The sequence below is a fragment of the Phormidium tenue FACHB-1052 genome, assembly GCF_014696675.1.
Lineage (GTDB): Bacteria > Cyanobacteriota > Cyanobacteriia > Phormidesmidales > Phormidesmidaceae > Nodosilinea > Nodosilinea tenuis_A.
Map to the genome: position 1 here is coordinate 103,393 of NZ_JACJQN010000008.1, position 13,099 is coordinate 116,491.

The 13,099-nt window shown below is 57.1% G+C and carries 12 protein-coding genes; 9 read left to right on the plus strand and 3 right to left on the minus strand.

Annotated features, from left to right (window positions below):
* Positions 1–10 precede the first annotated feature (10 nt).
* Complete coding sequence (locus H6G07_RS12690) at positions 11–343, plus strand: TMEM14 family protein (RefSeq protein ID WP_073608536.1); 333 nt, start codon at positions 11–13, stop codon at positions 341–343.
* Positions 344–436: 93 nt separating this feature from the next.
* Here H6G07_RS12690 and H6G07_RS12695 read toward each other — a convergent pair whose 3' ends face one another.
* On the minus strand, positions 437–3,955 hold the full coding sequence (locus H6G07_RS12695) for a DNA polymerase III subunit alpha (RefSeq protein WP_073608535.1): 3,519 nt from the start codon (positions 3,953–3,955) through the stop codon (positions 437–439).
* A gap of 445 nt (positions 3,956–4,400) precedes the next feature.
* On the opposite strand from H6G07_RS12695, the gene H6G07_RS12700 reads away from it, so the two are divergent.
* Complete coding sequence (locus H6G07_RS12700; protein ID WP_199312060.1) at positions 4,401–5,381, plus strand: putative hexosyltransferase; 981 nt, start codon at positions 4,401–4,403, stop codon at positions 5,379–5,381.
* Positions 5,382–5,389: 8 nt separating this feature from the next.
* On the opposite strand, the gene H6G07_RS12705 is transcribed toward H6G07_RS12700, so the two are convergent.
* Both H6G07_RS12705 and ctpA read right to left on the minus strand, forming a co-directional pair.
* Positions 5,390–6,700, minus strand: a complete 1,311-nt coding sequence (locus H6G07_RS12705) for an HD domain-containing protein (RefSeq protein ID WP_073608533.1) — start codon at positions 6,698–6,700, stop codon at positions 5,390–5,392.
* The gene (gene ctpA, locus H6G07_RS12710) at positions 6,690–7,931 is read right to left on the minus strand and encodes a carboxyl-terminal processing protease CtpA (RefSeq protein WP_073608532.1); all 1,242 of its coding nucleotides are present in this window, start codon (positions 7,929–7,931) and stop codon (positions 6,690–6,692) included. The genes H6G07_RS12705 and ctpA overlap by 11 nt, the downstream gene beginning before the upstream one ends.
* Before the next feature lie 469 nt (positions 7,932–8,400).
* On the opposite strand from ctpA, the gene petB reads away from it, so the two are divergent.
* The 7 genes from petB to H6G07_RS12745 all read left to right on the plus strand — a co-directional run bounded on the left by petB (position 8,401) and on the right by H6G07_RS12745 (position 13,011).
* Positions 8,401–9,069, plus strand: a complete 669-nt coding sequence (gene petB, locus H6G07_RS12715; protein WP_073608531.1) for a cytochrome b6 — start codon at positions 8,401–8,403, stop codon at positions 9,067–9,069.
* Positions 9,070–9,222: 153 nt separating this feature from the next.
* Entirely contained in the window at positions 9,223–9,705 is a 483-nt protein-coding gene (petD, locus tag H6G07_RS12720; RefSeq protein WP_073608626.1) for a cytochrome b6-f complex subunit IV, read from the plus strand.
* A gap of 132 nt (positions 9,706–9,837) precedes the next feature.
* On the plus strand, positions 9,838–10,296 hold the full coding sequence (locus H6G07_RS12725; protein WP_073608530.1) for an ATP-binding protein: 459 nt from the start codon (positions 9,838–9,840) through the stop codon (positions 10,294–10,296).
* A 152-nt stretch (positions 10,297–10,448) separates the two neighbouring features.
* Entirely contained in the window at positions 10,449–11,582 is a 1,134-nt protein-coding gene (locus tag H6G07_RS12730) for a glycosyltransferase (RefSeq protein WP_073608529.1), read from the plus strand.
* A 96-nt stretch (positions 11,583–11,678) separates the two neighbouring features.
* Positions 11,679–12,074: a hypothetical protein gene (locus tag H6G07_RS12735; RefSeq protein WP_073608528.1), complete on the plus strand. Its 396-nt coding sequence runs from the start codon at positions 11,679–11,681 to the stop codon at positions 12,072–12,074.
* A gap of 85 nt (positions 12,075–12,159) precedes the next feature.
* A complete protein-coding gene (gene def / locus H6G07_RS12740) occupies positions 12,160–12,729 on the plus strand; it encodes a peptide deformylase (protein ID WP_073608527.1) in 570 nt (189 codons plus the stop codon).
* 84 nt (positions 12,730–12,813) lie between these two features.
* The gene (locus H6G07_RS12745; protein ID WP_073608526.1) at positions 12,814–13,011 is read left to right on the plus strand and encodes a hypothetical protein; all 198 of its coding nucleotides are present in this window, start codon (positions 12,814–12,816) and stop codon (positions 13,009–13,011) included.
* Positions 13,012–13,099: the final 88 nt, after the last annotated feature.

A 13,099-nucleotide genomic window follows, 5' to 3' on the forward strand; every position in this document is an offset into this window, starting at 1 on the left:
AAGTGCGAATATGCTCTTTTTGATCGTGGCGATCGCCCCCTGGGTGCTCTTGCTCTACGCCGTGCTGGCGATAGCTGGCGGGGTGATGGGCTATGTAAAAGCCCGCAGTAAACCCTCCCTCATTTCGGGGCTGATCAGCGGTGCGGCTTTGCTGATCGCCTGGTGGATCGCCTTGAGCAACAGCTACAGCGCTGGGATAGGATTGGCCGTCTGCCTGGCGATCGCGCTTCTCATCATCTTTGGCCTGCGCTTCCGCAAAACCAACAAATTCATGCCCGCTGGACTGATGGCGATCGTGAGTCTTTTTTGTGCGGTTCTGTTTGGCATTGCGCTGGCCGTATAGCCCTGAACTTGCGATTGGCTTAAGAGACCAGTTCCTTGGGGGATAGCCGATGAGCTTGGCATCGCACAGAAGGAACCTGGTCTCTCACCGAGATCACGCGCTAATCAGCGGCGTCGCTTTGGCCTTAAAGTCAGCCTTCACCAGCGCATTCACTGCAGCCTCAGGGTCTTTGACACGAAACTGTGCCCCCAGCCGCACAAACTGCCGCTGCTGATTGCCGCCAATCACCGCAATCACCGGCACCCGCGCATACTTGGGGTCGTCGCCCTGGTTGTTGCGAATCACGTTGCGCAGGCGGTGCTGCTGCTCAATGTCGCCCGCCAGGCGTGGGTCTAGCTCCACCATCACCATGCGCACGTCTTCGATCGACTCGGCATCGTCAATGATGAACTGCACGCGATCGTCGCGGCGATCGACCTTGCCCCAGATCATCAGCCGCTTGTCGGCAACAATGTGCTGCCCAATGCGCTCAAAAGATTTGGGAAAGACGACGGCCTCCGACTGCCCGGTGAGATCTTCGAGCTGGACGATCGCCATTCTGTCTCCTTTCTTCGTCACCACCGGCTTGACGCTGGCGAGAATCACGATCGCACTCAACGTCACGTTATCCGGCTGCTCGTGCAGCTCCGCCAGGTTAATCGGGGCCAGCACCCGCGCCGATCGCTGCACCGACTTGAGCGGGTGGTCAGAAATGTAGAAGCCCAGCAGCTCTTTCTCCTGCCGCAGCTTTTCTTGCGCTTCAAAGTCGGCCACCAGGGGCGCTTTAGGGGCAGTTTCGTAGCCGTTGGTTGGGGCTGCGGCCTGGGTATCACCACCGCCCATCATCATGTCGAACAGGTTGCCCTGGCCAATCTCGCGATCCTTGGCGCGGCCTTGCGCCCAGTCGATCACCAGTTCCAGATCCTGCATCAGCTGGTTGCGGTTGGCGTCCAGCTTATCCAGCGCCCCCGCTAAAATCAGCGATTCTAGGGCGCGGCGGTTGACGGAGTGCAGATCGACGCGATCGCACAGTTCCGCCAGCGACCCAAACGGCCCGTCTGCCTCACGGTGCTTGAGAATGCACTCGATCGCCCCCAGCCCCACGTTGCGCACCGCCGAGAGGCCAAACAAAATGCTCTTGCCCTCGGGGGTGAAGTCAACCAGCGATCGGTTGATATCCGGCGGCAGCACCTCAATGCCCATGGCGATGCAGTTGCCGATGTGCATCTGCACCTTGTCCTGGTCGCCGCTGTTGGAGGTCAGCAGCGCCGCCATGTACTCCACGGGGTAGTTGGCTTTCAGGTAGGCGGTCTGAAAGGTGACAAACCCGTAGGCCGTAGAGTGCGACTTGTTAAAGCAGTATTCGGCAAACTTCACCATCTGGTCCCAGAGTTCTGTCGCCACCTTCTTGGCGACGCCTTTCTGCATCGCGCCGTTGACGAAGTTCTCCTGGTGCTTGAGCATTTCCGACATTTTCTTTTTACCCATGGCCCGCCGCAGCAGGTCAGCCTGGCCGAGGGAGTAGCCGCCCATATCCTGGGCAATTTTCATGATCTGCTCCTGGTAGACCATGATGCCGTAGGTCTCGCTCAAAATCGGCTTGAGAATTTCGTCGGCAAAGTCGATTTTCTCCCGCCCGTGCTTGCGGTTGATGAATTTGGGAATCAGCCCCGCATCCAACGGCCCCGGTCGGTAGAGGGCCAGGACCGAAGAAATATCCTCCAAACCGGAGGGCTTGAGATCCTTCACGATCTGGCGCATGCCGGAAGACTCAAGCTGAAAGACGCCGCCCAGATCGCCGCGCTCCAGCAGTTTGTAGGTAGCCGGGTCATCCATGGGCAGATCGTCGGGGTCGATCTTGGTGCCGTGGGTGGCCTCGATCAGCTCCAGGGTTTTTTGGATCATAGTCAGGTTTCTCAGACCCAAAAAGTCCATTTTTAGGAGGCCCAGGGCTTCCACATCTTCCATGTAGTACTGGGTGATCACCTGGCCGTCGTTGTTGCGCTGTAGAGGCACGATCTCGTCGAGGGGATCTTTGGAAATCACCACCCCGGCGGCGTGCATGCCGAAGGTTTTGTTGGTGCCCTCGATGCGCAGGGCCATGTCGATCCAGCGGCGGGTTTGGGGGTCGTTGTCGTACTTTTCCTTGAACTCTGGGGCCGGGGTGTCGTCGGAGATCATCACCTTCAGCTTGGTGGGCTTGCCCCGCGCCACCGGAATTAGCTTCGCCATCCGATCCGACTCGGCGTAGGGAATATCCAGCACTCGCGCCACATCCTTGAGCACCGCCTTGGAGGTCATGCGGTTGAAGGTGATGATCTGCGCCACTCGCTCTTCGCCGTAGCGGCGGGTGACGTATTTGATCACCTCGTCGCGGCGATCGATGCAGAAGTCGGTGTCAATATCCGGCATCGACTTGCGCTCGGGGTTCAAGAAGCGCTCGAACAGCAGGCCGTGGTGGATGGGGTCGATGTTGGTGATTTCCATGGCGTAGGCCACCAAGGAGCCTGCCGCTGAGCCCCGCCCTGGGCCGACCGGAATGTTGTTATCGCGGGCGAAGCGAATGTAGTCCCACACTACGAGGAAGTAGGTGGGGAAGCCCATCTGGATCATCATCTCGATTTCGTATTCGAGGCGATCGCAATACTCCTGCTCAATCTCCCCATAGCTGGCCGCTTTCATACGCTTGACCAGCCCCTCCCGCGCCACGTGGCCCATGTAGGCCCCAGCATCTTCATTGAACTCAGGGGGGATGGGGAAATCGGGAATGCGCGACTGGCCAAGGATGCCGGTGTAGTCTTCGATTTTGTCGGCGACTTCCAAAGTGTTAGCGATTGATTCTTCGATCACCTCCGGCTCAATGTGATCGCGGAACAGCAGGCGCATCTCGTCGGCAGACTTCAGGTATTCTGTGCCGCTGTAGCGCAGGCGCTTGTCTTCGGTTAGCAGCTTGCCAGTCTGAATGCACAACAGCGCGTCGTGGGCCTCCACATCGTTGCAGGAGATGTAGTGGGAGTCGTTGGTGCAGATGACTTTTATGTCCATCTCGCGAGCGATCTTCAGCAGCTCCACGTTTACCACCCGGTCCTCGGGAGAGCCGTGATCCTGAATTTCGAGGTAGTAGTCTTCGCCAAACAGGTCTTTGTACCACTGGGCCACCTTGCGGGCCACATCGGGCCGCTTCTGCAAAATTGCCTGGGGCACTTCGCCACCGAGGCAGGCGCTGGTGACGATCAGCCCTTCGTGGTACTGCTCTAGTAAATCTTTGTTGATGCAGGGGCGCGAAAAAATGCCCTTGCCCTGGACACCCTGGAGGTGAGAGATGGTGGTGAGCTTAACCAGGTTTTTGTAGCCCTGGGTATTTTTGGCCAAAACGACTTGATGATAGCGGGGGCGGCGCTGCTGCTGAGAAATATCCCCATTGATCAGGTACATCTCGTTGCCGATGATCGGCTTGATACCGGCGGCTTTGCAGACTTTGATCAGCTCGATCGCGCCGTACATCACCCCGTGGTCGGTGAGGGCGATCGCGGGCATGTCCAGTTCCTTGGCCCGCGCCACCAGCTGGGGCAGCTGACTGGCCCCGTCGAGCAGGCTGTAGGCACTGTGGATGTGGAGACCAACAAAGGACATGGCGCAATGGCTCAGTTAGTACAATTTTACTGCTTAAGCATCCTTCGCGCTGGGTAGATTTCACCCTAGAACGCCTGAGCTGCTCCTTAGGTTAGCGGATCTGCCGGCCTACATCTAGCGATCTGGGAGAAAGATAGAAATCGACACCCCTACATGTGGGGGCAGCATACTTTGCTTCAAAACCAAGGCAACGGTATTGTATGCTTCCGCGCAACGCTGTAGTTTGCGTAGTCTAGAAGCACTCTCCAGGGGCACTCTCATGATTCAGGGGCTCTTTTGTCCTGCTCAAAGCCCGATCTTCTTGGGGGCGAGACGCTAGCTGTCTGTTAGGAAAGATTGTCAAATTGCCATCGTTAGAAAGAAATCATTTGCCATGCCAGGATTGTGCGGATGGGATAAACGATATTGGCTCGCGTTCCTGCTGTTGATGGTCGCGGGTTTGCTGATGCATATTAGCGTTTGGTTTACACCCGCCAGTGATTTGATGGGTCAAGACATCTACTACATTTGGCTAGAAGGCAAAAGAATTATTGTTGGAGAAAACCCTTACTCCAGGGTTTTGGCCAGTGACATGCGGGCCAACGATAAGTATGCAACTTACTTTCCGCTAGTCTATCTTTGCTCTGCTCTGCTTCAAAAACTTGGCTTTCCAGAATTCCTAGACTGGCTCTACCTATGGCGTCCCCTGTCGTTCTTATGTCACATGGGGATAGTTGCCCTGGTGCTGAGATTTTTCTACGTTCGAGGCCTGTGGCTTTTTGGCTTTGCCGTCGCTGCCATTCTTTTATTGGGTCGTTGGAGCATCTATATTACGCGGGTTCATCACCTTGAGTTTGCCGCCATTTTCTTCCTTTTGCTTTCCCTGCTGCTGCTAAAAGACCGAACCAGATGGGCATTGCTTGCCTTTAGCCTATCTCTGGGAATCAAGCAGATTGCCATCTTTTTGCTGCCGCTTTATCTCGTCTATCTTTGGAAGACAGCGTCTAAAACCAAGCGGATAATTGAGGTCGGTCTGGGCCTTTTAATTATTCTGAGCATTCCAGTTGTAACGTCGCTGCCTTTTTTGGCTTGGAATGCGGAAGGCTTTGTCAAATCTATTCTTTTTTCAGCGACTCGGGCAGGCAGTTCCCATGTCGAAGGTGCCCCTTCCCTGGATGTGATATTTTCGCAGAATTTGCCCTGGCTGGTGGGACTCAAAGCCAAGCTACCTATGCTGATGCTGATGGGGCTGATCTACCTGAGCTTTTTGACGGAAAAGGTCAGCATTTTGGCTTGCTCTGCCCTGGTGATGATGGTGTTTCTCTATTTCAACTCGGTGCTGTTTTTGCAGTATTTTTTGTGGCCTTTGAGCCTGACACTCTTAGCGCTGGTTGAATCAGTGCCGCCAATGCCGCACCGTCAGCCCATTGACCCATTGCAGCCATAGCCTTGGGCCTACTCCACCTCTGAGGCGGCGGGGCTGTAGCTAGCCCAGGTTTGGCGCAACCAGGGGTGAATTTCTCGTGGGTAGAGTAGCCAGGTGCGTTCATAGGGTTGGCTAAGGGCTTGCACCAGGGGCGAGAGATCTTTGATGTCGGTAAAGGCGTTGTCGCTATATAAGCAAATGCCTTCGTTATAGGTGGTGTAACCTCGGCTCCAACTGCGGCGCAGGCCGCTATAGTTTTCGCCGCTATAGCCCTGCTGATCTAGATAGGTACGCACGGCCTGGAGAAAGTCATTCTGCTGCTCTAGCGAGAGTCGAGTGACTTCTAATGTCTTGAGCAGGTCGCGATCGAGGTAGCGGCGGCACAAGTCAGCTAGCAGTGGGTCAGGGCTGTGCCGCCACCGCTGGAGGTGGTAGGTGAAGACAATGTCGTCCCCAGCCAGGTAGGTGTCTAGGGAAAGGGGGCGATCGGGAGTGAGTAGCCAGGCGGTCACCGTCGGATCGGCCTCTAGCTTGCCAACGAGCAAATCGGCTCTGGCCCGCTCAAAGGCCCGCTCTAGCAGCCAGGTGACGGAGATATTTTTGGGGTGGTTGTATACCTGCACATACATAAAGTGGCGCACCACCAGGTAGTGCTCGATCGCAGACAAGCCCTTGTGGGCCACCACTAGACGACCGCTCTGGGGCTCAAACCGCAGGGCCATGAGAATGCGATCGAGATCGAGCTGGCCGTAGCTGGCTCCGGTGAAGTAGCTGTCGCGCAGCAGGTAGTCGAGGCGATCGCAATCCAACTGACTCGACACTAGCTGCCATACCAGCGCGATCGGGTGCTCGTGGGTGTAAACCTGATCCACTGCCGCTGCCAGTCCCTCTGAATGCGCCTCTAAAGCATCGTGAATCTCCGGCAGCTCGCCAATCATGCGCCGGGTCCAGTGCTCGTGCTGAAGGCCAAACACCTCTTCGGCGGTGTGGCTGAAGGGGCCATGGCCAATGTCGTGGAGCAGGGCCGCCACCAGCACCGTGGCCCGGTAGGGAGCCAACTCAGGGTAGCGGCGCTGGATCTGGTCAAAGGCGCGACGGGCGATCGCCATCACCCCCAAGGAATGGGTAAAGCGCGAGCTTTCGGCCCCGTGGAAGGTGAGGCTGGCCGGGCCAAGCTGGCGAATTCGCCGCAGCCGTTGAAACGCGGGAGTGTCTATAAGCTGAGTCAGCAGCGCCTCGTCGAGGTCGCTAGCATGCAGCGTAATCGCGCCGTGGAGCGGGTCGTGGTACGAGCGGCTAGCCTTAAGTGGCCCTTCCTGGGGTAAGGATTCAGGACGCACTGGCTAGGACCGTGGCTTGACTTAGCATTTCTAGCGCGGCCTGGTACTGGGGATCGGCGTCAGTAGCTACGGTGTCGCGGCTGAGGGGCACGCTGGCGACGATGCGATCGGGCTGAATACCCAATTTGTTGATGTCGTGGTGGTCTGGGGTTTCGTACTTGGCCACCGTCACTGCTAGCCCCGCCCCGTCTGACAGGTCAAACAGCGACTGAATCAGCCCCTTGCCAAAGGTGGTGCTGCCCACCAGAGTCGCCCGGCCATTGTCCTGCAACGCCCCGGCCAAAATTTCGCTGGCGCTGGCGGTGCCCTCGTTGACCAACACCACCAGGGGCGCGTCAGTAATTGCTTGGCCAAAGGCCTCAAAGCTGTCTAAGATGCCTTGACGGTTAACCGTGTAGACAATCGTGCCCTGGGGCAGCCACAGCCTTGCAATTTCAATGCCTGATTGCAATAACCCGCCGGGGTTGTTGCGCAAATCGAGTAGATAACCCTCTGCCCCTTGGTCGGCCAATGTGCGAATGGCAGCGGCCACCTTTTCAGACGCATTGCCGTTGAACTGGCTCAGCCGCAGGTAGCCCACCTGCTGCCCTGCAGGCGTTGTCTTCAGCGCTGCTACCACAGGGTTGAGGGTAATCACATCGCGGGTCAGAGAAACCTGACGGACCTGGGTCTCATCGGGGCGACGCAGTTGCAGGGTAACGGTAGTACCGCGCTGACCCCGCATTCGGGCGGCAGCTTCATCCAGCGTCAGCTCTGTCGTGGCCACACCATCAATCTCCAGCACCACATCCTGGGGTTGAATGCCCGCCTGCTCCGCCGGAGACCCTTCAATCGGGGCAATCACTCGCAGCCAGCCAGGTTGCTCATCCTTAGAAATTTGCAGCCCTACTCCAGTCAACGCGCCAGCGGTGCTGGTTTGCAGACTGCGGTACTGCTCAGGGGGCAGCAGCCGAGTATAGGGGTCTTCTAGCCCAGCCAGCATATCTTGAATGGCTTGGTAGGTGTCGTTTCGATTGGCTAGGGCGCGATCGAGGGCTCGCTGGCGAGTAAACCACCAGTTTTGATGGTTGAAGGTGTCGTCTACGTAGGCTCGGTTCACAATGCGCCACACCTCTGCCACCAGATTTTGCTCCTCAGTCAGGGCAAAGGCAGGGCCTGCTGACACCCCACCGACCACTAGCCCCATCAGGCAAAGGCTAAGAATAGAGAGACGCAACAGGGGTTTAATCATAAACGCAGGGCAGAGGCAGGCAATAGATTGCAGATGAACGAACTGTGGTGTTGACCGGCGTTTCTAGTTCATAGAGAGCCTGGGTTAAGGATCGACGATCTCCCTAGCCATTCAGTCAGCGCTTCACATTAGTTTATTCTGATCATTTTTTTAACTAATTGCGCCCAACTGGCAGAGATAGCGTTTCCCTACCGGGTTGTCGAGCCTCGTAGTGGCCAGTTGCTCAGTTGGCTCTACGTCACTATCAAGGCAATGTAACGGAATGTTGCGAAATTATGGCAGGGGTCTAATTTATCTTCCAAAGCTGGCGTGGGCCTGGGGTGAGCCTTTCGCCCGAGTTGCCTATTCCGGGGATGGCAGGAAGCGCCCTAGGCCTTAGAATTTAAGGCAGAGAATTTAGCGTTGCCATTACGGCTATGTTACATTTTTCATTGACGGCAATTATTGAATATATAGAGTTACCCGCTTCATGTTTACTAAGCAAGTTACCGACTCTAAGGCCTTCCAATGGTTTAACGAGCGGCTAGAGATTCAGGCCCTGGCCGATGACATCTCTAGCAAGTATGTGCCGCCCCACGTCAATATTTTCTATTGCCTGGGTGGCATTACCCTGACCTGCTTCCTGATCCAGTTTGCCACTGGGTTTGCGATGACCTTTTACTACAAACCCACGGTCACTGAAGCATTCAGTTCTGTGCAGTACCTGATGACCGACGTCAACTTCGGTTGGCTGATTCGGTCCATCCACCGCTGGTCCGCCAGCATGATGGTGCTGATGATGATTCTCCACGTGTTTCGGGTGTACCTCACCGGCGGCTTCAAGAAGCCCCGTGAGCTGACCTGGGTAACTGGCGTGGTGCTGGCCGTCATCACTGTGACCTTTGGCGTTACTGGCTATTCCCTGCCCTGGGATCAGGTGGGCTACTGGGCGGTGAAGATTGTGTCTGGGGTGCCCGGTGCCATTCCTGTGGTGGGCTCTACGGTGGTTGAGCTGATGCGCGGCGGCGAGGCCGTTGGTCAATCGACGCTGACCCGCTTCTACAGCCTGCACACCTTCGTTCTGCCCTGGGCGATCGCGGTGTTCATGCTGCTGCACTTCCTGATGATTCGCAAGCAGGGTATTTCTGGCCCTCTCTAGGGTCTGAGAGACGGGTGGAGCCGTTGCTAAGGCAGGCTCCTGGGCAAATGTTTTGAGGGGATGACGTTTGGTTTCGGCTATACCGATTGCCCTGGCTGAATGGTTTAGACTTTGGGCCTGGCCCAACTGGCTGTAACAGGAGAAGTTTTTTCAATGGCGACCATTAAAAAACCGGATCTAAGCGATCCTAAGTTAAGAGACTTGCTCAAGCAGGGCATGGGTCACAACTACTATGGCGAACCCGCCTGGCCCAACGACCTGCTGTACATTTTCCCCGTGGTGATTTTGGGCACCATTGCCTGCTGTGTTGGGCTGGCTGTGCTAGACCCTGCCCTAGTAGGTGAGCCCGCTGACCCCTTCGCTACTCCCCTAGAAATTCTGCCTGAGTGGTATCTGTACCCCACCTTCCAGATTCTGCGGATTGTGCCTAGCAAGCTGCTGGGTATTGGCGCGATGACCGCCATTCCCCTGGGGCTGATGCTGATCCCCTTTATCGAGAGCGTCAACAAGTTCCAAAACCCCTTCCGTCGTCCGCTAGCTACCACGCTATTTATGCTTGGCACAGCGGTAACCCTATGGTTGGGCATTGGGGCCACCTTCCCCATTCAGGAATCGCTGACTTTAGGCCTGTTCTAGACGGCTAACTCTAGCCACCATGCAAGACCTGCGTAGAACTGTATCGTTTTACGCAGGTCTTTTTGCTGGGGGTGTACTCTTTCGCTAAGCTACGTTTAGGGAACTCTGGTAGGCGTTGATACAGGAGTGGCTATGGCACGGGTGGGCACCAGACAAGAACCCAGACAAGAACATTTGCAGGTGGCTAGCAAGCTGGATGTAGTGGCCCAGGTGCAGCGTTGGTTTCACGATACCTGTCGATCGCTAGAGGGGGAGTCAGCTTGGGTGAGCAACCACTGCGATCGCCTCGCCCTAGCCCTCACCGAAGGCTTTACCAATGCGGTGCGCCATGCCCACGCCCATTTGCCCGCCGACACCGACATTGACATCGACCTCTCCCTAGCCGCCGACTGCGTTGAAATTCGCATTTGGGATCACGGCGACCCTTTCAACCCAGAGCTACTACCCGAACCCCAGCCCGGCGAACTGCTAGAAAGCGGCTACGGCTGGTTTTTGCTGCGCCGCCTGGCTGACAAGGTGACTTACCATCGCTCTAAGGATGGGCGCAACTGCCTATCTATCGTCAAGTACGGCACTTTTCCGACCTACTAGGCTGCCTTGGACATTGTTTGCCGCTGCCAAGGGCAGCGTTTTGGGTAGCCTAGGGAGACTTGGCTGTTGTTGTGCTGTCTGCTATGGGTTCTTCCGCTACTGATCAGCCCATTGTTCAGGGGGCCACTGAAGGTAGACTTACTGACATCTCTATGGTTTCTAACTCAGGAAAACAGGGATCGCTGGTCTTTGTCTTTCTCGAAGTTTTTTCCTGGGAGGGCGGTATTCAGTCCTACGTTAAGGATGTGTTGGCGGCTTACCTAGAGCAGCCTAGTCCTGCCCCCGCCGATATTTTTTTGCTGCGGGATGGGCCAGATTGCCACAACCCCTGCGATCGCTCCCCCCTACGATTTCACTACCTGGCATCGGCATCGTCAGCGCTAGGGCGTGTCCGGCTAGTGGCTGCACTGCTACAGCATTTGATAGTCCAGCGACCGCGCCAGGTGGTCTGTGGCCACGTGCTGCTGCTGCCTCTGGTCTCGACCCTCTGCCGCTTGCTCAGACTGCCCTACACCGTCATGATCTACGGCAAGGAGGTGTGGGAGCCACTGCCTCAGCGAGAGCAGAAGGCGCTGCGTCAGGCCGACTGGATTTGGGCCAACAGCCGCTACAGTCGCGATCGCGCCTGCATGGCCAATGGTTTAGACCCGGCCAGGGCATTTATGGTTCCCTGCGCGGTCGATGGCGATCGCTTTAGCCCTGGTCCTGCTGATCCGGCCCTGGTGTCGGCCTACAACTTGGCCAACTGCCGAGTGCTGATGACCGTGGCTCGCCTGTGGTCAGGGGATATTTACAAGGGCGTGGATGTCACAATTCGGGCGCTGCCCACCATCGCTGCTGCCGTGCCCACAGTGAAATATCTGGTGATTGGCCGGGGCGATGACCAGCCCCGACTGGCGGCTTTGGCTGAAGAGTTGGGGGTGAGCGATCGCGTCGTGTTTGCCGGGTTTGTGCCCACAGAGGCCCTGGTTGCCCATTACCGGCTGGCCGACGCCTACGTGATGCCTTCCCAGGAAGGCTTTGGCATTGTCTACCTAGAGGCGATGGCCTGCGGTTTGCCGGTGCTCTCCGGCGATCAGGATGGCTCCGCCGACCCCCTGCAAGACGGGCGGCTCGGCTGGCGAGTGCCCTACCGCAGCCCCGACGCAGTTGCTGCCGCCTGTATCGAGATGCTGGCTGGCCACGACCTGCGCTGTCAGGGGGCATGGCTCCGGCAGGAGGCGTTGGCGGCCTTTGGCACCCCAGCCCTGGCCGGACACCTGGAAAGTGCGATCGCCCGCTATTGAGTAGCGTAGTAGCCGCAGCGCTAGAATACAGAGTCAAGGCTAGGGTCTGGTCAATATGGTTTAAGCCCCTGCCTGTGCCGTGCGGAGAATGCCCCTGTGAACCCAAATAGCTCTAAACAAGTTCAAGTTAACTTTTCAGGTCTGGGCTGCTGGCTCACCCTGATTGGGGTGATCTGGCTGCTGGGGGCCGTCGGTCTGGGCTGGCTGGTGAAGTCGCTGGCGGTGCTGGTGGTGCTGCTGTTGGTGGCCCCAGTGCTGGGGTTCATTGGGCTGCGGTTTTGGCTGCGGCGCAACCTGGTGCAGGCTGCCTGTCCGGTCTGTGCCACCCCCCTGACCGGCATCAAGGGGGCCGAGACCCGCTGCCTCAACTGCGGCACCCCGCTGCACACCGAGCTGGGTGGGTTCTCGCGGGTGGCCGAGGAAGGCACCATTGACATCACGGCGGTGGATGTCACCGTCGAGGCCAAACCCATCCTGCCCGAGGGAGACTAGCTCGACTGCGGTTAACCGCTATGTCGAAGTGAGTCTGTGTTGTTAGGATAGATACCATAACGCTATAACCCTGGACCTCCTCCCTATGCCCGCCGCCATTCAAGTCGAAAAAACCAAGCTCAAGCAGCCGCCTTTGGAAATTCACACCCTGGGCGATCGCGTGCTGCGCCAGCCCGCCAAGCGGGTGGCCAAGGTCGATGACGAAATTCGTGCCCTGGTGAAGGAAATGCTGCAAACCATGTACAGTGCCGATGGCATTGGTTTGGCGGCTCCCCAGGTGGCGGTCAACAAGCAACTGCTAGTGGTTGATATCGACCCTGAAAATGCCGCTAACCAGCCCCTAGTGCTGATTAATCCCCAAATCGTCAAAGTTTCTAAAGACATCGCTACCGGTCAAGAGGGCTGCCTCAGCATTCCCGGTGTCTACCTTGACGTGGTTCGCCCTGCGGCGCTTGAAGTTTCTTACAAAGATGAGAACGGTCGCCCCAAAAAGCTCCAGGCTAACGAGCTGCTGGCCCGCTGCATTCTCCACGAGATGGATCACCTGGCTGGGGTGCTATTTGTGGATCGGGTAGACAACGCCCTGGCCCTCAACCAAGAGCTGAAGAAGAACGGCTTTTATGCCAAAGACGTGCAGCCGATCGCAGCCCATTAGTTGCGTTAGGGCGCGCTAGGGCCGTGGTATGCTGCCCCGTTAGGGCCAAAAAAATGGCCCCCTTAGCCGTTTAGGAGAAACCCTGTGACCCCCAAGAGTGGACTGTTGCTGGCTGGTTCCTGCATCGCTGCGATCGCCGCAGTGGGATCTATCTTTGAGCTGTCTTCCGGTAGCCCCGACTGGGGCACGGTGCCGACCACGGTTATCCTCGGTCTTTGTGTGCCGCTAGTTGGGGTGTTCTTCTATGCGGCTGTCAAAGACGCTAAGGCCAACGAAGAATAGGCCGATGGTGACCGCCATCGCTAAGGATGATCCGATGGTTTGGGATCTTCCGCTTTAAGGCAGCGTCTACTATAGGAACCATTGATAG

Bases quoted from the DNA above. Each gene is read 5' to 3' on its own strand.
- H6G07_RS12695 (WP_073608535.1), bottom strand. From the start codon at position 3,955: ATGTCCTTTGTTGGTCTCCACATCCACAGTGCCTACAGCCTGCTCGAC.
- petD (WP_073608626.1), top strand. From the start codon at position 9,223: ATGGCGACCATTAAAAAACCGGATCTAAGCGATCCTAAGTTAAGAGAC.
- H6G07_RS12700 (WP_199312060.1), top strand. From the start codon at position 4,401: ATGCATATTAGCGTTTGGTTTACACCCGCCAGTGATTTGATGGGTCAA.
- ctpA (WP_073608532.1), bottom strand. From the start codon at position 7,931: ATGATTAAACCCCTGTTGCGTCTCTCTATTCTTAGCCTTTGCCTGATG.
- H6G07_RS12730 (WP_073608529.1), top strand. From the start codon at position 10,449: ATGGTTTCTAACTCAGGAAAACAGGGATCGCTGGTCTTTGTCTTTCTC.
- H6G07_RS12725 (WP_073608530.1), top strand. From the start codon at position 9,838: ATGGCACGGGTGGGCACCAGACAAGAACCCAGACAAGAACATTTGCAG.
- H6G07_RS12690 (WP_073608536.1), top strand. From the start codon at position 11: ATGCTCTTTTTGATCGTGGCGATCGCCCCCTGGGTGCTCTTGCTCTAC.
- petB (WP_073608531.1), top strand. From the start codon at position 8,401: ATGTTTACTAAGCAAGTTACCGACTCTAAGGCCTTCCAATGGTTTAAC.
- def (WP_073608527.1), top strand. From the start codon at position 12,160: ATGCCCGCCGCCATTCAAGTCGAAAAAACCAAGCTCAAGCAGCCGCCT.